The organism is Streptomyces crystallinus (genome assembly GCF_039521265.1).
GTDB classification, from domain to species: domain Bacteria; phylum Actinomycetota; class Actinomycetes; order Streptomycetales; family Streptomycetaceae; genus Streptomyces; species Streptomyces crystallinus.
This window is the reverse complement of record NZ_BAAACA010000002.1, coordinates 29,553-47,205: the sequence shown is the minus strand read 5'-3', so window position 1 is coordinate 47,205 and position 17,653 is coordinate 29,553. Positions and strand designations below refer to the sequence as shown.

13 protein-coding genes are annotated in these 17,653 nt (G+C 73.9%); 2 read left to right on the top strand and 11 right to left on the bottom strand.

The genetic code is table 11. The features are described from left to right. Positions 1 to 76 precede the first annotated feature (76 nt). The 11 genes from ABD236_RS01470 to ABD236_RS01420 form a co-directional block, all read right to left on the bottom strand. Entirely contained in the window at positions 77 to 1,597 is a 1,521-nt protein-coding gene (locus tag ABD236_RS01470) for an MFS transporter (RefSeq protein WP_344068887.1), read from the bottom strand. 410 nt (positions 1,598 to 2,007) lie between these two features. Next, on the bottom strand, positions 2,008 to 2,880 hold the full coding sequence (locus ABD236_RS01465; RefSeq protein ID WP_344068884.1) for a sigma-70 family RNA polymerase sigma factor: 873 nt from the start codon (positions 2,878 to 2,880) through the stop codon (positions 2,008 to 2,010). Positions 2,881 to 3,039: 159 nt separating this feature from the next. Beyond that, a complete protein-coding gene (locus tag ABD236_RS01460) occupies positions 3,040 to 3,498 on the bottom strand; it encodes a carboxymuconolactone decarboxylase family protein (protein WP_344068881.1) in 459 nt (152 codons plus the stop codon). A gap of 46 nt (positions 3,499 to 3,544) precedes the next feature. Further along, complete coding sequence (locus tag ABD236_RS01455; RefSeq protein WP_344068878.1) at positions 3,545 to 4,255, bottom strand: SDR family oxidoreductase; 711 nt, start codon at positions 4,253 to 4,255, stop codon at positions 3,545 to 3,547. A 477-nt stretch (positions 4,256 to 4,732) separates the two neighbouring features. Further along, positions 4,733 to 7,720 (bottom strand): FxSxx-COOH system tetratricopeptide repeat protein, encoded by a 2,988-nt coding sequence (gene fxsT / locus ABD236_RS01450; protein WP_344068875.1) that lies wholly within the window; start codon positions 7,718 to 7,720, stop codon positions 4,733 to 4,735. 94 nt (positions 7,721 to 7,814) lie between these two features. Continuing rightward, entirely contained in the window at positions 7,815 to 9,053 is a 1,239-nt protein-coding gene (locus tag ABD236_RS01445) for an FxsB family cyclophane-forming radical SAM/SPASM peptide maturase (protein ID WP_344068872.1), read from the bottom strand. Beyond that, complete coding sequence (locus ABD236_RS01440; protein WP_344068869.1) at positions 9,050 to 9,307, bottom strand: hypothetical protein; 258 nt, start codon at positions 9,305 to 9,307, stop codon at positions 9,050 to 9,052. The genes ABD236_RS01445 and ABD236_RS01440 overlap by 4 nt, the downstream gene beginning before the upstream one ends. Then, entirely contained in the window at positions 9,304 to 12,753 is a 3,450-nt protein-coding gene (locus ABD236_RS01435; RefSeq protein ID WP_344068867.1) for an SAV_2336 N-terminal domain-related protein, read from the bottom strand. The genes ABD236_RS01440 and ABD236_RS01435 overlap by 4 nt, the downstream gene beginning before the upstream one ends. Positions 12,754 to 12,758: 5 nt before the next feature. Continuing rightward, positions 12,759 to 13,760: an AAA family ATPase gene (locus ABD236_RS01430; RefSeq protein ID WP_344068864.1), complete on the bottom strand. Its 1,002-nt coding sequence runs from the start codon at positions 13,758 to 13,760 to the stop codon at positions 12,759 to 12,761. Between the two features lie 223 nt (positions 13,761 to 13,983). Continuing rightward, entirely contained in the window at positions 13,984 to 15,954 is a 1,971-nt protein-coding gene (locus tag ABD236_RS01425) for a VMAP-C domain-containing protein (protein ID WP_344068861.1), read from the bottom strand. Next, positions 15,947 to 16,345 (bottom strand): CU044_2847 family protein, encoded by a 399-nt coding sequence (locus tag ABD236_RS01420; RefSeq protein ID WP_344068858.1) that lies wholly within the window; start codon positions 16,343 to 16,345, stop codon positions 15,947 to 15,949. Before ABD236_RS01420 ends, ABD236_RS01425 begins: the two co-directional genes overlap by 8 nt. A gap of 134 nt (positions 16,346 to 16,479) precedes the next feature. Here ABD236_RS01420 and ABD236_RS01415 point away from each other — a divergent pair, with 134 nt between their 5' ends. Both ABD236_RS01415 and ABD236_RS01410 read left to right on the top strand, forming a co-directional pair. After that, a complete protein-coding gene (locus ABD236_RS01415) occupies positions 16,480 to 16,662 on the top strand; it encodes a DUF6104 family protein (protein ID WP_101390066.1) in 183 nt (60 codons plus the stop codon). A 126-nt stretch (positions 16,663 to 16,788) separates the two neighbouring features. Continuing rightward, a complete protein-coding gene (locus ABD236_RS01410) occupies positions 16,789 to 17,652 on the top strand; it encodes a DUF4097 family beta strand repeat-containing protein (protein ID WP_344068853.1) in 864 nt (287 codons plus the stop codon). The last annotated feature ends 1 nt before the right edge of the window (position 17,653 follow it).

The following is a 17,653-nucleotide window of genomic DNA, read 5'->3' as shown; positions in this document are numbered from 1 at the left end:
AGCGCCACGGCCTGCCCAGCCCTATGCGGCGAGCGGGCGGTTCACAGAGGTCACTTCACAGGGGTCGGTCCAGCGGTCACTTCTCGACGCCGGCGGCCTCGGGCGTGCCCGCGGTCTCCGGGTCGCCGGTGCCGTGGGCGTGCGCCGAGCTCATCGACTGGGCGCCCTTCGGCATGAAGAACAGCGCGACCAGCAGGGCGGAGAAGCAGAGGATCGCGGCGGCCAGGAAGGCGTGGTGGTTGGCCGTCGCCTGGACGTCGTGGATCTTGGCGGGGTTGCCACCGGTCTTGGCGAGCTTGTCCTCCAGGCCGTTGTACGCGATGGTCGCGATCACGGCGAGACCGAGGGCGCCACCGGCCTCCTGGCTGGTGTTGATGAGACCGGCGCCGACGCCCGCCTCCTCGTCCGGGATGCCGACGAAGGCGGCGATCTGCAGGGTCACGAAGACCATGCCGCAGCCGAGGCCGAGCAGGATGAACGCGGGGAGCAGGTCGACCAGGTACGAACCGTCGGCCGGGGCGCGCCACAGCAGGAGCAGACCGCTGGTGGTGAGGGTCAGACCGACGGCGAGCACCGGGCGGGCCGCCACCTTGGAGATGATGCCGGAGGCGGCACCGGCGCCGAAGGCCACCGAGACGGCGAGCGGCACATAGGCGAAGCCGGCCTTCATCGGGGAGTAGCCGAACGCCTGCTGCATGAAGAGGCTGGCGAAGAAGAACAGGGCGCCGAAGGTACCGAAGACGAGGATCGCGGAGAAGTTGGCGACCCGCATCGTCTTGAGGCGGAAGATGCGCAGCGGCATCATCGGGGCCTCGACCTTGGTCTCGATGACGAGGAAGGTGGTGAGCAGGACGGCGACGCCGATCAGGCTGCCGATGGTGCGGGCGGTGCCCCAGCCGACGTTGATGGCCTCACCGAGGGTGAAGATGAGGAGCAGCAGACCGGCGGTGAGGGTCGCGGCGCCCGCGAAGTCGAAGCGCTGACGCGGGGCGTCGGACTTGGACTCGGGGACCACGCGCGGGGCGAGCAGCGCCAGCACGATGCCGATCGGCACGTTGATCCAGAAGATCCACTCCCAGCCCGGGCCGTCGGCGAGGACGCCACCGAGGATGACACCGAGGATGGAGGCGATACCGGCGAGCGAACCCCAGACACCGAGGGCCTTGTTGCGCTCCGGGCCTTCGGGGAAGGTGTTGGTCAGGATCGAGAGCGCCGCGGGGGCGATCATCGCGGCGCCCAGGCCCTGGAAGCCGCGGGAGGTGATCAGCATGGCGGCGTTCTGCGCCAGACCCGAGGTGAGCGAGGCCAGGGCGAAGATGAGGAAGCCGCCCATGAGGAACTTGCGCCGGCCGAAGGTGTCGGCGAGCCGTCCGCCGAGCAGCAGGAAGCCGCCGAGCACGGTCGAGTAGGCGGTGACGATGTAGTTCAGACTGACATCGGACATGTCGAGGCCGTCCTGGATGGACGGCAGGGCGAGGTTCACGATCGACACGTCGATGAAGACCATGAACTGGCCCAGGCACACAAACGCCAGGATCGCACCGGGCTTGAAACCAGCCCCGGGTCCCGACCGCGCGAGTGAGTCGGCGGCAGCCATTACGAGACTCCTAAACTATGCAGAATCGAGTAGGTGAGAGCGCCCCCGGCGATGCCGGGTGGCTGCCGGACACAACCGCGGTCGGGTACGGAACGCCGCCCGAGAGTTCTGTTCCGGACGCGGGACGAACGTGTCAAAGGCTGCTCTCCATCGGGGGCTTGTGGTACGGGCGCGCCCCCCAACGAGGGCGACGGACGCTCCACCGGCGCTGCCCCCCTCGGCTCACCGGCCCGGACTCGTCCGTCACTGATATGACGGATCCCGCGCGAGGAATGTGACCGCCGGACGAAAAATAGTTTTAGAACGGCATCTGACCTGCGGCGATGCCATGTGAGACGTACGAAGGCCCGGGCCGCCGAAGCGGTCCCGGGCCGTCTGCCGCCCTCGTACACGCCCGCTCGGGCGCCGGTTCAGACCTCCAGCAGCACCAGATCGAGCGCGCCGAGGCGCGCCGGGTCGCCGATGACCTCGATCTCGGTGATCGCCGAGTCGGAGAAGCCGAAGCTCATCACGCGGAAGGTCGCCTTGCCGCGGTCGGCCACCACCCCCGGCGAGCCGTCCACCAGGGCGGGCTCGGCGGACTTGGCGAACTGGGCGAAGGTGAGCGCCTGCCGCGCCACGGTCGCCGCCCCGCGCAGCACGCTGGGGGCCTCGGCCGCGTCCGAGCGGGCCACCACGTCGGGGTCGAGCACGGCGACCAGGGCGTCGAAGTCACCGCCGCGGGCCGCGCTGAGGAACGCCTCGACGACCTGGCGCTGGCGGGTGAGGTCGGGTGTGGGCGGGGTGTTCACGCCCTGGACGCGGCGGCGGGCCCGGCTGGCCAGCTGCCGGGCGGCCGCGGGGCTGCGGTCCACGATGGGCGCGATCTCCTCGAAGGGCACCGCGAACATGTCGTGCAGCACGAACGCGAGGCGCTCGGCGGGGTCCAGCGTCTCCAGGACCACCAGCAGGGCCAGTCCCACCGAGTCGGCTAGCAGCGCCTGGTGCTCGGGGTCGGCGCCGTCCTCCGGGTCCAGGGCGGGCTCGGTGACCTGGGCCTCCAGCGGGTCCTCCCGGCGGGCCCGGCGCGAGCGCAGCATGTCCAGACAGACCCGGCCCACGATCGTGGTCAGCCAGCCGACGAGGTTCTCGATCTCGTCGGTGTCGGCGCGGCTGAGTCGCAGCCAGGCCTCCTGAACGGCGTCGTCGGCCTCGGTCAGCGAGCCGAGCATCCGGTAGGCCACCGCTCTCAGATGGCTCCGGTTCTCCTCGAATCGCTGCGCCAGCCACTCGCGCTCGTCCATCGGTCACATCCTTTTGGTTCGCGTTCCGTCAATCCCATGACGAACCGACCCCGGCAAATGTGACAGCCTCCGCCGCCGGTGGGCTCGTTCGCCGGTCCCTGCGGCCGGCCAACCGCCGCACACCGCCGGGGGCTTGGGGCCCCGGCGGTGTGCGACGCGTCACCAGGCCTGGCCGGCCTGCTGACGGGTGGAGGCGTTGAGGCGGTTGAACAGGTTGACCACGCCGATCTGGAGGACCAGGGCGGCCAGCTGCTGCTCGTCGTAGTACGTGGCGGCCTCGTTCCACACGGCGTCCGGCACCGCGTCCTCGCGGTCGGCGAGCCGGGTGACGTGCTCGGCGAGCGCCAGCGCCGCGCGCTCGGCGTCGCTGTAGAACGGCGTCTCGCGCCAGGCGCCGACCGAGAAGATGCGCTCCTCGGAGACGCCCGCCTTCTGCGCGGCCCTGGCCGAGGAGTCCAGACACGGGCCGCAGCCGTTGATCTGGCTGATGCGCAGGTGGACCAGTTCGAGGACGGCGTCCTCGACACCCGCCTTGCGGATCGACTTGATGAGGCCGCCGATGGCCGCCATCGAGTCGGGCAGCACCTGCGCGGGGTTCTTCATGCGGGGAGTGGACATCGTTATCTTCCTTGAGCGATGCGGGTGTGAGGAAACAACGGCGGTGTCACCAGGGCAGGGTGCCCTGGTCCTGAACGAAGGTGGCGGTGGGGCCGTCCGCGTCCAGGGTGGCGAGCTTCACGGCGATCGCCGCGCCCTGCTCGGCCGACTTGTAGCCCTCGCCCCCGGTGATGTCGGTGCGGCACCAGCCCGGGTCGACCGCGTTGACCTTGATCGGGGTGTCCCACAGCTCCTTGGCGTAGGACACGGTGATCATGTTGAGCGCGGTCTTCGAGGAGTTGTAGGGCAAGTTGTTCACGTGCCAGATCGGGTGGTCCTGGTCGAGCACGTTGGTGAGCGAGCCCATCTCGCTGGACTGGTTGACGATCCGCCCGGCCGGCGACTTGCGCAACAGGGGCAGGAACGCGTTGGTCACCGCGACCACGCCGAAGACATTGGTCTCGTAGATCGAGCGCATGGTCTCCAGCGAGGTGGCGCTGGGCTTGCCGTCCTCGTGCGAGACGGTGATACCGGCGTTGTTCACCAGGATGTCGAGCTTGCCGTAGGCCAAGTCGATATAGGTGGCGGCCTTCTTGATGCTCTCCGGGTCCGTCACATCGATCTGTACGAAGGGCTGACCGAGCTTCTCGGCGGCGGCTTTGCCGAGTTCCTCGTCGCGCGCGCCCACGATCGCGGTGATTCCCAGCTCACCGAGCTGACGCGCGATCTCGAAACCGATTCCTTTGTTGGCACCTGTGATGAGGGCGATGGTCTTCATGGGGGGAATCCTTACAGTCGAATCTTGAACTCCACTTGAATGCAAGTGGTTCGGATCAGGTCAGCCGGCCACGGCCTTGGGGTGCCGGAGCCGCGATCACGAATTCCCCCAGGACACTGCCGGTGATCTCGGGGGCCGAGTACATGGCCGGTCCAACCACTTGCGCACATATGCGAATACGACGAAATAGACGCGGCACAAGAGCAATTCACCGACCGGGTCAGCAAACCCTCCTGAGGGCATGGGAAGGCGGCCTCCCGCCGGAACAGGAGGCCTCTTCAAGGATCTTGACGATCACGCTCCGCTTCAAGGCACGGCCAGGCCGGGGCGGCGCGGTTTTCGGCCATGAACTACAGGAACAGCCCCTCCCAGGACAGGAACTGGCTGTTTCACGTCAGAGAAACGTCACAGACGTGTTAAATCCAGCCGCACGTGGCCTTGCTCACACTCGCCGTCCGCCGGTCCCCACGCACGTCCTCACACCGGCATCGGCTCGAAGTCCCAGTAGGGCCGCGCCCCGCTCCTCATGTACGCGCTCTGGCGGTGGTTCTCCCCGAGGGCGGACGTCAGCGTCGTCACCGCGTCCCGGAGCAGCTCGGCGGCCTGGGCCCGGCGGCCCAGCGCCCGCAGGTCCTGGGCCAGGCCCGCCTGGAGGTTGACCGCGAGGACGTGGGTCTGGCCGACCGAGGTGACCGCCCGCACCAGCGCGGAGCGGCCCAGCTCCGCCGCGCCCGGCAGATCGCCGTCGGCCGCCCGTGCCGAGGCGGTGTTCAGGGCGCAGCCCAGCGTCCAGGGGTGGACGTGGCCCAGCACCCGGGTGAAAGCCCGCAGATTGCGCTCGGCGAGCTCACGGGCGGCGCCGTGCTCCCCGCTCTCGCGCAGCACCAGGGCCACGTTGTCGTACGCGCCGATCGTGTACGGGTGGTCCGCGCCGAGCAGCTCCGCGTATCCCGCCGCCGCCGACGAGGCCAGCTCGTGTGCCTCGCCGTGCCGGCCCAGCTCTCTCAGCAGCATGGCGTAGTCGCAGGTGAACGCGGTCGCGTCGGCACGCCGCAGCATCGCCTCGCGGGCCTCGCACAGCAGTCCCCTGGCCCGCTCGGGCTCGCCGTCGCGGCGCAGGCACAGGGCGAGGTTGTGCTGGGCGGTGAGCGTCTGGGGGTGGTCGGCGCCCAGGATCTGGTGGTGCAGCCGGTGGTTGTACTCCTGGATGGTCAGCGCCTCCCCGTACCGGCCCATCAGCCGCAGCATCTGGGCCTTGTAGAGCCCGGCCTGGAGGGTGAGGTGGTCCTTGCCGCCCAGGACCGAGATGCACTCCTCCAGGACCTCCTCGTGGCGCGAGAGGGACTTGGCGTAGTGGCCCTGGAGGGCGAGGGTGACCGCCAGGTTGTGGCGGATCGCGAGCAGCCGGGGCACCTTCCAGTCGCCGAGCAGGGCCGCGGTCTCCCCCGCCGCCTCCTCGAACAGGGCGCGCGCCTCGGCGTACTTGCCCAGCACCATCAGCGTGCCGCCCAGGCCGTTCTTGGCGCGGACCACCTCGATGCCGCCGCGGCCCTCGGCCATCAGCCGCCGCAGGGTGCCGCGCCCCAGCTCCTCGGCGCGCCCGTACTCGCCCAACTGGCGCAGCATGTGCGCGAGTTGGTGGGTGGCGACCAGGACGAGGCCGTCGGTGGGGCCGGACAGCGGCCGCCAGGACTCCACGGCGAGGCCGCTGAGCCGGCGCCCCTCGCGGAACTCGCCGCGCACCCGCAGGTACTCGATGCAGTTCAGGACCAGGCGGCGCACGTCCGGGTCGGTGGAGGTGAGCGCGCCGGACGGCTCCAGGTGCGGGATGAGCTCGGCGTAGCGCGGCCAGTTGTGGGAGCCCGCCGGGTCGCGCGGGTCGGCGGCGACCAGCACCCGGCAGGCGGTGGCGGTGGCCCGCTCGTGCTCCTGCTCGGGCAGGCTGCCGCGGACGAAGCGGTGCAGCAGCCGGTGGATGCGCAGCGAGCCGACGGTACGGGTGCCCAGCCGACCGGGGTCGTCGTACTCCAGCGGCGTCGAGGTCACCCGGGAGAGCGTGCGCAGCGCCGAGTTCCAGCTGCTGGGGTCGGTGACCAGGGCGGCGAGGTGCTGGGGGAGGTCGCTGACGCGGGCGTTCTGGAGCAGCTTCAGCGGTACGGCGTCCGGCGAGAAGTGGGCGAGCAGCTTGAGCAGCTCCCAGGCCTCGGCGGAGGTCTCGTTGAGGCTGTTGAGGGTCCGGGACCAGGCGGCCTGGAAGCTCGCCGGGTACTCGCGGGACGGGCTGGTGGAGACGGTGTGCGGGTCGCCCTGGCTGATCCCGCGCACATAGTCGGCGATCGAGGCGGCCGGGTTGTTGGCGATCCAGGTGGCGGTCTGGTCGAGCAGCAGCGGGAGGTCCTGGACGGCCTCGGCGAGCCGGTCGGCCTCCTGCTCGCCCAGGCGCTCGGCGCGGCGCCGCGCGAAGGCGACGCTCTCCTCGCGGTCGAACGGCGGCAGCTGCACCAGCTGGGCGCTCAGGCCCGGCCAGTCCGGCGAGTTCGCGGTGACCAGGACGTGCCCGGGGCCCTCCGGGACCAGCTCGCCGATCGCCTCCGGGCTCTCCGCGCCGTCGAAGACCACCAGCCAGCGGCGGCCGGTCGCCTCCAGGGCGCCGCGCACGGCCGTGATGACCTCGCCGAGCCGGCTGCCCTGGGGCAGGCCGAGGGCCGGAGCGAGCGCCGCGAAGCCCTCGCGGGCGCTGGCCTTGGCGGCGGCGCCGACCCACCAGACGATGTCGTACTCCCCCGCGAACCGGTGGACGTACTCCATCGCGGCCTGGGTCTTGCCGACACCGCTCAGCCCGTGCACCACCACCCGGCCGCCCTCCTCGCCGGAGGCGGCGAGGATGTCGTGGACGCGCTCGAAGGTGTCCTCGCGGCCGGTGAACTGGCGGTTGCGGCGCGGCGCGTTCCAGATCCCGGGCCGGTCGTCGGGGAAGCGGATGGGCCGCTCCAGGACGACCGCGCCGGGGCGCCCGGCGGGCCCGGCGCACTCCAGGACCCGGCGGCGCGCCTCCTCGGGGCCGACCCCGCGCAGCCCGATGGGGCGCAGGGTGGCCGCGGCGGGCGGCAGCGGTTTGGCGGTGACGCTGACGGCGGCCACCCGGTCGCGGTGCTGCGGCAGGGTGTCGCGCAGCAGCCGGGCCCAGCCCTGGTACTTCTCCGAGTCGAAGCGCAGATACCAGTCGTCCAGGACCACCAGGATGTGGCCGGGTGGCTCCAGCAGGTCGGCGAGGGCCGAGTCGGCGGGCTTGAGGTGCAGCGGGTCCCACCTTATGAGCACGGCGGGGTGGCCCGCCCGCTCCAGCTGCTGCCCGATCCAGTCGGCCCAGGCCTGGCTCTGCCCGGCGAAGAGCACGGTGACACGGGGCGACTCCTCGGCCGGCTCGGGCAGCGTGGGCTCCACGGCGCCCTCGTGGTCGGACATGCGGCGGACTCCCTCGGCTCGGGCCGGAATCTGCTGGATGTGCGCGCACTTTCAATTGTGCGTCACCCAGGTGTACTTGAGCAGAAGTTGACGGTCACGGGCCTCCTCGCCCGAGCCGGTCGGCACTCTCCATGCGGGCCGCGACATGCCGGATGAGGCGCTCCAGGTCGGCGCAGTACACACTGGGGTGGAGGAATCCGCTGTACGGGGCGTACCGGTGGGCGTAGTTGCCGCCTCCGCACACCTCGCGCACCGGGCAGACCGCGCAGTCCGGCGCGAGCCCGGCCGCGCCCAACTGCCGGGCGGCGAGGCCCGGATGGCGCAGCGCCCGGTCGAAGGAGTGCCGGAAGACGTCGAGCCCGGTGGCGGAGGCGCCCTCGTACGCCGAGCGCAGCGCACCCGTCTGCTCGATGGCGCCGTCCGTCTCCACCACCACGGCCACCATCGGGGAGAGCCCCACCGACTCGACCGAGCCCGGGACGCCCAGGAGCAGCGCGACGATCTCCTGGAAGAGCCGCACCCCGGTCCGCATCCGGTCGTCGTCCCACCACAGGTCGAAGACCCGCACCAGCCAGTCCCCGTACGGAGTGGGGCGGGCGCGTCGGCCCGGCACCGGCGCGGAGGCGATCCCGGGCGGCGGCGCGGCCCAGTTGGCGTGCGGAAGCAGCAGGTCGATGCCGGGCGGGCCGAGGGCGAGCAGCGAGCGGTAGACGTCCTCGGGGTCGGCGGCCAGGTCGACCGTGCACAGGATGCCCGCGTACGCGGCGGGGCGCCGGGCGAGCAGCCGGGCGGCCGCGGCGACGGCGGGCCAGGAGGAGCGGCCCCGGCGGTCGGTGCGGCGGGTGTTGAGCCGGGCCGCGCCGCCGTCCAGGCTCAGCCCGACCCGGACCCGGGCGGCGGCGAGCCGGTCGAGGGTGCGCGGGGTGAGCAGGGTGCCGTTGGTCTGCACGGTCGCGGTGACCTCGCAGCCGCCGGGCACCACGCCCCGCACGGCCTCGCGCACGGCCCGGCGCACCTCCGCCGCGTACGCGAGGACCGGGCCGGGTCCGCCCAGCAGCGGCTCGCCGCCGTGCAGGTCGACGCGGAGCGAGGTCAGCCGGTGGGCGGCGGCGTGCTCGGCGATGCGCCGGGCGGTGCGGCGCACGGTCGCCTCGGGGACCCGGGACGGGCGCTCGCGCCAGCTCGCGTCCTGGCCGCGGTAGATGTAGCAGTAGTCGCAGGCGAGGTTGCACCGGCTGTGCACCTTCAGGACGAACTGCCGCAGCGGTACCGGGCGCACGGCGTCCGGGTCGAGTTCGCGGTGCGGCCAGCGGGGCTCCTCGGCGGTGGTCATGGCGGGTCCCCGGGCCCGGCGCCGCCGGGGCGGGCCGAGGGCGTGTCCGCGAAGTACGCGCCCACCGCGGGCGCGTCGCTGAAGTACGCCCCGGCGCGCTGCTCGCCGCCGGGGCGCCCGCGCAGGTCGGCGAGGACCGCGGCCAGCACGGGGTGGCCGCACTCGTGCGGGGCGCGGGCCGCCAGGGGGCGCAGCACCGGCAGCGCCGCGGGGTCCGGCAGCGCCCTTCCCCCCTCGGTCGCGGTCGCCGTCACGACGCTCCCAGCTCGCCGTCGAGCCGGGCGGTCTCCGCCCGGCTCAGGGCCTCCGCCTCGTCGCGGGCCGCTCCCGCCGGGGCGGCCGAAAGGACGCGCAGTACCTCAAGGTGCTCCTCCCGTGCTCGGGCCGGGCCCGCCGTCCGCTCCAGCAGCAGCGCCCGGGCCTGGCGCGCCCTGGCCTCGGTCAGCGGCTCCCCGGCCGCCCTGCTCTCCTCGGCGGCCCGCAGCGCGTGGTCGGCCGCCTCGCCGAGCCGGGCCGGCGAGCCGGTCCGCTCGGACAGCAGCCGCAGCACCTCGGCGCGCAGCAGCCAGATCCGGGCGAGGACCGTACTGCGGTCGGTGGCCCGGGCGGCGGCGCCCAGGATCCAGTGGGCCTCGTGCAGATCGGCGAGGACCTCCTCGGCGTGGAAGCGCCGGACGTGCGCGGCGCCCAGGAGATAGCGCCTGCGGGCGAGTTCGGGGTCGGACTCGGAGGTCTCGTCCAGCGCCCGGCGCAGCGCGCGCACCGCGCCACGGGCGTCCTCCAGGGAGCCCTTGGCCCGGGCGCGGGCGGTGAGCGCGTCGCCGAGCTCGGTGAAGGCGGCGGCGCGGCGCGCGTCGTCCTGGTCCATCAGCTCCAGCGCCTCCGACCAGGCCACCACCGCCGAGTCGAGGTGGGTGCGGCTGCGGGTCGACTCGTACCGCTCGCGCAGCACCCGGGCCATCCGCAGCAGACAGACGGCCTGCGCCTCGCGGTCGGGGCCCGCGTAGCGGCGGGCCTGGTCCAGGGCCTGCAGGACGGTGAGCCGGGTGGCGTCGTCGGACTCGGCCTGGGAGAGCTCCACGGCGTCGGCGACGTCCAGCCAGGCCCGGCTGACCTCGGCGTCGGTCACCGAGCCCGGCGCCAGCGTCTCGAACCCGGCGTAGAGGTCCTTGGCCGCGCGGTCGGCGTAGGCGCGGGCGGTGAGCCGGTCCTCCTCGCCGGGCCCGGCGGCCGCGTGGCGGCCGAGGGCGAGCAGCAGCGCGCCGCGCAGCAGCAGTACGTCGGCGGTGCGGGCCTCCCTGAGGAGCGCGTCGGTCACCTGGACCGCGCTGTCCAGGCACCCGGCCGCCCACTTCGGCTCCAGCTCCGCCAGCCGCCGCAGCACCCGCACCCGGGCCAGCGAGGCGGCCCGCCAGTCGGCGCGCTGGGCGGCGGAGGCCGGGGGGATCCCGCCGACCAGGGCGAGGCTGCTGTGGGCGCGGTTGAGCAGGTACAGGGCGACCTCGTGGGGTGAGCGCGGCTCCGGGCGGCGCGCTTCGGTCTCGGCGTCCGGTACGGCGCTGGGTGCCTCCGGGGCCGCGGGCAGCCGCCAGGCCTCGCCCGGCCGTCCCGGCGGCCCCTGCGGCTCGGTCAGCGCCCGCAGCCACCACGCCTCGTCCGCGCCCGCCCGGCCCGACTCGGCCTCGTCCGCCATCGCCTCCAGGATCCGGGCCAGGGTCAGATGGGCGCGCCGCTCGTGCGGCAGCGCGCTCTCCACGGCGGACAGCGCCTCGCCCAGGTCCTCGCCGAGCCGGCGCAGCTCCCAGCGCAGCAGCAGCGCCTGCGCCAACTCACCGTACAGATAAGCCCGTTCGGCGGCGCGCTCCTCGCCGCGCACGGCGGCGGACAGCAGCTGGACGCCCATGTCGAGGTCGCGGACCGTGCCGTACGAGCGGAACCGGTCGAGGCAGTCGTGGGCCCGCTCGGACAGCTCGCGCGGGCCCGCGCCGTCGGCGCCGCCCGGCCGGACGAACTGGTCGGGGCGGCCGAAGCGCCGCAGCACCTGCGCCGAGACCCGGGCGAAGACCCGCAGCCGGGAGTCGTCCGAGGGGCCCGCGGCCGTGCTGCCCCCGGGGTCGACCGACCCGGCGAGGACGGCGGCGGCGAGCGCGGGGAAGTTGCGCACGGTCCGCCCGTAGCGCCGCTCCACGTACTCCGAGCAGTGCTTGAGGACGAGCAGCGCGTTCCCGGCGCCGAGGTGTTCGAGCAGCTCCTCGCGCACCCCGTCCAGGAAGACATAGCCGGGCAGGCCCTCCCCGCCGCCGCTCTCCGCCCCGCCGGCCCGCAGCAGCCCGCTGAGCAGCACCTCGGCCAGCACCTCGGGCCCGCTGTCGACCAGCATCGCCCGCTGCACCAGCTGCATCACGGGCAGCACCAGCGGCGCCGCCGACAGACAGGCGGCGAGCTGGGCCGCGTCGGGCGAGGCGGTGTCGCGGAACGCGGCGACCCGCTCGGCGGGCGGCAGCGCCTGCTCGGCGCGGGCGCTGCCGGTGGCCGGGGCGTGGTCGGCGCGGACCCGGCCGACCGCCGCCTCCATGGTCTGCTCGGTGGAGCCGCTCACCAGCCGCGCCCAGGCGCCGAACGAGGACTGGCGCAGCGCGAGCACCGGCACCGGGATGCCCCGGGCCTCCCGCCCCCGCTCGGGCCTGCGCGGCTGGAACTCCAGGCGTCCGGCCGGGCCCTCGCGGCGCCGCAGCACCCCCTGTCGGGTGGGCAGATGGGTGGAGCGCCACATCCGCTGGGGCAGCGGCTGGACCACGGCCAGCGGCGCGGTGCGCGCCCAGCCGTACAGCAGCCGTTGCAGCTGCCCGCTGCGCCACATGGGGCCCGCGCAGTCGCTGAGCAGCAGGGTCAGCTGCCGCCCGGCCGGGTCCCAGAACTGGGACGGGTCGACGAGGTGCCCGCCGGGGGCGGCCCTGGTGCCCACCCGCGGCCCGCCGTCCTCGCCCTCGTGCAGATAGTGCAGCTGCACCTCGCGGAAGGCCCCGGCCCGCTCGCAGACCTGGCGCAGCTCGTCGAGGGTCTGCTCCCACACCACGGTCGAGGAGGAGACGTCCATCAGCAGGGCGAGCCGGGCCTGGCGGCGGCGGTCGGGCCGCAGCACCGGCAGGATCAGCCCGGTGTCCGCCGCCCGGTCGGCGGTGGCCTGCTCGTCGAGGCGGCGGCCGGTGCTGCGGGCGGGCGGGCGGTAGTGCTGGAGGGGGCGTAACGCCCGTTGCAGGGCGAGCGGTTCGGGCAGGGTGGCGGCGACCGGGGCCGCCACCCGGACCCCGTCCGGGGCGCCCGGCGCGCCCGTCCCGTCGCCGCCCGGGCCGTGCCCGGCGCCGGGTCCCGGGGTGAAGAGATCGGCCCGGCCCTCGTACGTACGGACCGGATGGCCGCCGTGGCCGGGCCGGCCGGGGTCGGGCTCGGCCGGGAGCGGGGGCACGCCCTCCACCGGGTCCGGCGGTTTGACGCCGGGGCCGCCGGCCACGGGCGGCACCGCCTCGGGGACCTGCGGCCGGGGCCGGGCGAGCGGACCCGCGAAGTCCGCCAGCCACAGCGCGTCCGCCAGCTCCTGGGCGGTCGGCTGGATCTCCGCCTCCCGAAGGCGCGCCACCAGGGCCGTGAGCGTGGAGCTCACGGCGCTGTCGGCGGGGCGCGGGCCCCGGGCTGCGGTCATCGGGGTCACCGCTGCCTGGTGTCCAGCGGCCGCAGCAGGAGCTCGGCTATCTCCTCGCGCCGCTCCGGCCCCTCCTCGCTCATCTGCTGGGTGAGGAAGATGGCGTTCAGGAGCTGGTCGGTGGGGCGCAGTTCGCCGTCGCCGTCGTCGCGGGTGAAGCGGGCGAGGAGATCGACGTTGCGCTCGTCGGCGCCGGGCCCGAAGTGGGCTTGGACGAACGCCGCGAGGCGCTCCTCGCGCGGCGGCTCCAGGTGCAGATGGATACAGCGGCGCAGCAGCGGCGCCGGGAAGTCGCGTTCCCCGTTGCTGGTCAGGACGGTGACCGGGAAGGCCTGGCAGCGGATCCGGCCGTTCGGCACCGCGACCCGCCGGCCGTCGTCGGTGAGCACCTCCACCACGTCGCGCCCCGGCCGGTCGGCGATGCGCTCCAGCTCGGGGAGCGGGAACTCGCCCTCTTCCAGCACGTTCAGCAGGTCGTTGGGCAGGTCGATGTCGCTCTTGTCGAGCTCGTCGATGAGCAGCACCCGCGGTCGCGCGGCGGGCAGCAGCGCGGTGCCGAGGGGGCCGAGGCGGATATAGCGGCCGATGTCGTCGGCCTGGCCGTCGGCGAGCTGTGCGTCGTGCAGCCGCCCGATGGCGTCGTAGGTGTAGAGCCCGTCCTTGAGCTCGGTGCGGCTGATGATGGGCCACTGCAGGACCCGGCCGAGGCCCAGTTCGTACGCGATCGAGTGCGCCAGCGTCGACTTGCCGGAGCCGGGCTCGCCGGTGATCAGCAGCGGGCGGCGCAGATACAGCGCGGCGTTGATCAGCTGGAGGGTCTCGGCGTCGTGCGCGGAGAGCTCGGAGACGCGGTCGCCGAGCCGGCGCCTGGAGGCGATGTCGATGTCCGGGACGGTGTACGGGCGCGGCTCGCCGCCGAAGGTGCGCCAGCGCGGCGGCGGGGGCAGCGCACGGATCCGCTCCGGATCCGGTGCCCCGAAGCCTCGGTAGATCAGCCAGTCGTCCATCGCTCGCTCCTCGTCGACGGTCGGCGGGGCACTGTTCGGCCACGTCGCGAGACGCGGTTCGGTCGGATCGCTGCGAGTCGAGGTCCAGTCGGAAGGTACCCACTTGGCGGCCGTCGAAATGCCTTTTCGGGACCGGACCCGGGCGAGTCGACGCACGGGCGGTCACAGCGGCGCTTGTCCGGGCGCACGGCGGCGCACGGCGTGCCCGCGCGGGGCGGCCGCGTCACGGCGCGTCCAGCCGCTGGAGGTCCGGCAGCGGCCGTCCCGGGTCGTCGTAGAGCATCGCCACACCCTCCGCCCAGTGCTGGGCATCCTTGGAATCGCTGATCTCCTCCCTGATACGGCGCAGCCGGTCCGGGAGTTCAGTGGGGTCCTTGGCCTGGCCGAGCAGATCGGCGGCCCCGGCGCGCAGCGCGGCGCAGAAGTCGTGGCAGCCCTGCTCGGGGTGGCCGTCGGTGTGCCACAGCGCCACGCCGTGCCCGGCGTCCAGGGCCATCCGCATGGCCGCGCCGCCCACCCCGCGCCCGGCGGGCCGGCACAGCACCGGCACCTCGCCCGGCGCCAGTTCGGTGAAGTGCCGCAGCCGGGGCGCCTTCCCCGGCAGCGGCACCGGCACCGCGGCCAGCTCCTCGGCGGCCAGCAGCCCCTCCCAGCGCTCGCGCCAGTCGGGGTCGGGCTCGCCGCGCCGGTCGAGGTCGCGCAGCACCACCCGGCGCTGCACCCCGAGGTAGGGCGGCCGGTAGAGCCGGCCCATCTCGGTGAGCTGCCAGCGGTGCACGGCGGTGTCGAAGTGGTCGGCGGGCAGGGCGACTTCGAGGGGCGCGGGGCACTCGTCGGTGTCGACGCTCTGGAACGCGGTGACCAGCGGCCGGCGCAGCCGCCGGATCAGCTCTCCGGCGGCCACCCCGTCGCCGCGGCACTCCTCGGCCACGGGCCGCGAGCCCTCCCGGTCGCCGTCGTGCACCCGGATGCGCCAGTAGAACCGGTCGGGCGCGTCGGAGAGCGGCTCCAGCTCGACGGTGACGACCGGCCCGACGCGCTCGGCCGTCGGATACGGCAGTACGGTCAGGACCTCCTCGGGCGCGCCGGGCCCCAGCACCGGCAGCAGCCCGTCCGGCAGCCGCGCCTCGGTGACCACGGTGTGCACCACCGGCGGGATCCCGCGCAGCCGCTCGCCCACCCAGGCGGCCAGCTGCGCCGGGTCGCCGCCGCGCCCGCGCTCGTACTCCACGACGAGCTTGAGGTAGTGCAGGAAGGCGATGGCGGGCATCGGGCGGTGGGCCTCGTAGAGCAGTCCATGGCCGTCGCGCCAGGTGCGCGGGTCGGGCAGGCTGGCGGGCGGGGCGATCCCGCCGCGCGCCTTGCGGGCCAGCTTGGCGACCGGCGGCACCCCGCCCGGCCCGGGCACGGCGGCGAGCAGGTTGAGGGCGGCGCGCCGGTCGTACGGGCTCCACTGCTCGGGCGTGTGGTGCAGTCCGGCGGCGGGCAGCTGCTGCTGGCGGTCGACCCAGGTGTTGTAGCCGCTGAGCCGGGGCTCGCCGCCGTGCCACCGGTCGTGCTCGGCGAGCACCGTGCGGTAGAGGTCGCCGAAGCGGCGCAGCACCGGCAGCGCGATGGCCCGGCCGCCGCCGCGCTCGATCTGGCGCGACTTCATCACGGCGACCACGGCGCCGGTCCGCGGGTCGACGACCGGCCCGCCGGAGACGCCCTTGGGGATCTCGGTGATGTCGAACCGGAGCCCGTGGCTGCCGTCGTACGTACGGATGTCGACGGTGCTGTGCCAGCTCAGCGGGCCCGCATCGGGCCGGAAGCCGTAGACGACGGCGCCGCCGACGCCCACCGGCTCGGCGCAGTCGGTGAGCCAGACGCACTCGTGCTCCACGTCGTCGTCGAGCAGGCGCACCAGCGCCAGGTCCTGTTCGACCGGGATCTCGCCGCGCGGGTCCTCGTCGACCAGCCAGCCGGCGAGCCGGGCGGGCAGCGGGTCGCCGCCGAGGCGTTCGCTGCCGACGTGGAAGATCCGCTCGCGGTCCCGGGCCAGATGCGGGCGCAGCACATGCGCGCAGGTCAGCACCCAGCCGGGGGCGACGAAGAAGCCGCTGCCCCACATCTCGCCGCCGCCGTCCGGGAGCAGGTGGACGGTGGCCGCGCGCGCCAGATCGTCGATGAAGAGGTCATGGACGGGCTCAGGCATCGGGCGCGCCACCGGGGGCCGGGGGCACCAGCGGCGGGGCGGGCGGCGGCGGGGGCACCGGCGGGGCGGGCTGGTCCTCCAGCCGCCAGACCAGGGTGACCTGGATGGACGTCTTGGCCTCGCCGTCGGCGAGGATGGCGACGGCCGCCCCGGCCTTGACGGCCAGCTCGACGCCGAAGCTGATGGTCGCCTCGTCGGGCCGGACCGCGGCGGCCGCGTCGAGGACGGACCGCCCGACCCCGACGATCAGCTCGCCGAGCCGCTCCACCTTGGCGACGGCGTTCTCGATCACACCGACGTCGTCGTCGTCCGCCGCGTACCCCCCTGCGGTGGACACCCGGGCGAGCACGACCGCCCCGCCCGGCAGCTCGATCTCCCGTACCTGCGCCATGGCCGCCCCCTCAACCAGTCGCACGTTCCCCTGACTTGAGATGACGAGGGTAATCGGCCGGACGGTTGCAGGGGACCCCTTCAGAGCGCCGGATACCCTGGAGGGGAACATCCCCGCACGTTCAGGAGCACGTTGTGTACTTCACCGACCGCGGCATCGAGGAGCTGGCGAAGCGGCGCGGCGAGGAGGAGGTCACCTTCGAGTGGCTCGCCGACCAGCTGCGTACGTTCGTCGACCTCAACCCGGACTTCGAGGTCCCGGTCGAGCGCCTCGCCACGTGGCTGGCCCGCCTCGACGACGAGGACGAGGACGAGTAGGGATCCGGGCCGGAACCCCGGTATCCCCTGGGGGCCCCGCTCTCCTTGACTTACGCGACCCGCGATATATCGTGTCTAGCAGTAGACGCGATATGTTGCGTGTGACCGCCCAGGGAGGGCAGAGCCATGGCCGAGTCGACGTGGACCGTTCCGGAGCCGCGCACCCTCACCTTCGACACCCCGCCGACCGCGCTCAACGTGCGGATCGTCAACGGAACGGTGAACGTCGTGGGAGCCGAGGAAGGCTCCGCGCGCCTGGAGGTGTCCGCCCTCGACGGGCCGCCGCTGATCGTCACCCAGGACGGTCCGACGCTCACCGTCGCCTATGAGGACCTGCCCTGGAAGGGCTTCCTGAAGTGGTTCGACCGCAAGGGCTGGCGGCGCAGCGCGGTCGTCTCGCTCACGGTGCCGTCCGGCTGCGCGGTCGAGGTCGGCGTGGTGGGCGCGGCCGCCGTGGTCTCCGGGATCCACGGGCGCACCGACGTCCGCGGCGTCACCGGCGACACCACGCTGGTGGGCCTGTCCGGCTCCGTCCGCGCCGAGACCGTCTCCGGGAACGTGGAGGCCCAGGCCGTCACCGGCGACCTCCGCTTCCAGTCGGTCTCCGGCGATCTGACGGTGATCGAGGGCGCGGCCGCCTCCGTGAAGGCCGAGTCGGTCAGCGGCGACATGGTGCTGGACCTCGACCCCTCGGGCAAACCCGCCGACGTCCGGCTGACCACGGTGTCCGGCGAGATCGCCATCCGTCTGGAGCACCCGGCCGCGGACGCCACGGTCGAGGCGAACACCACCAGCGGCGCGGTCTCCAACGCCTTCGACGACCTGCGGGTCAGCGGGCAGTGGGGCGCGAAGAGGATCACCGGGACGCTCGGCGCGGGCACCGGCACGCTGCGCGCCACCACCGTCTCGGGTGCGATCGCGCTGCTGCCGCGCCCCGCGCCGCACGACGCGGCGGGCCCGGCCGCCGCTCCGACCGGGAAGGTGCTCTGAG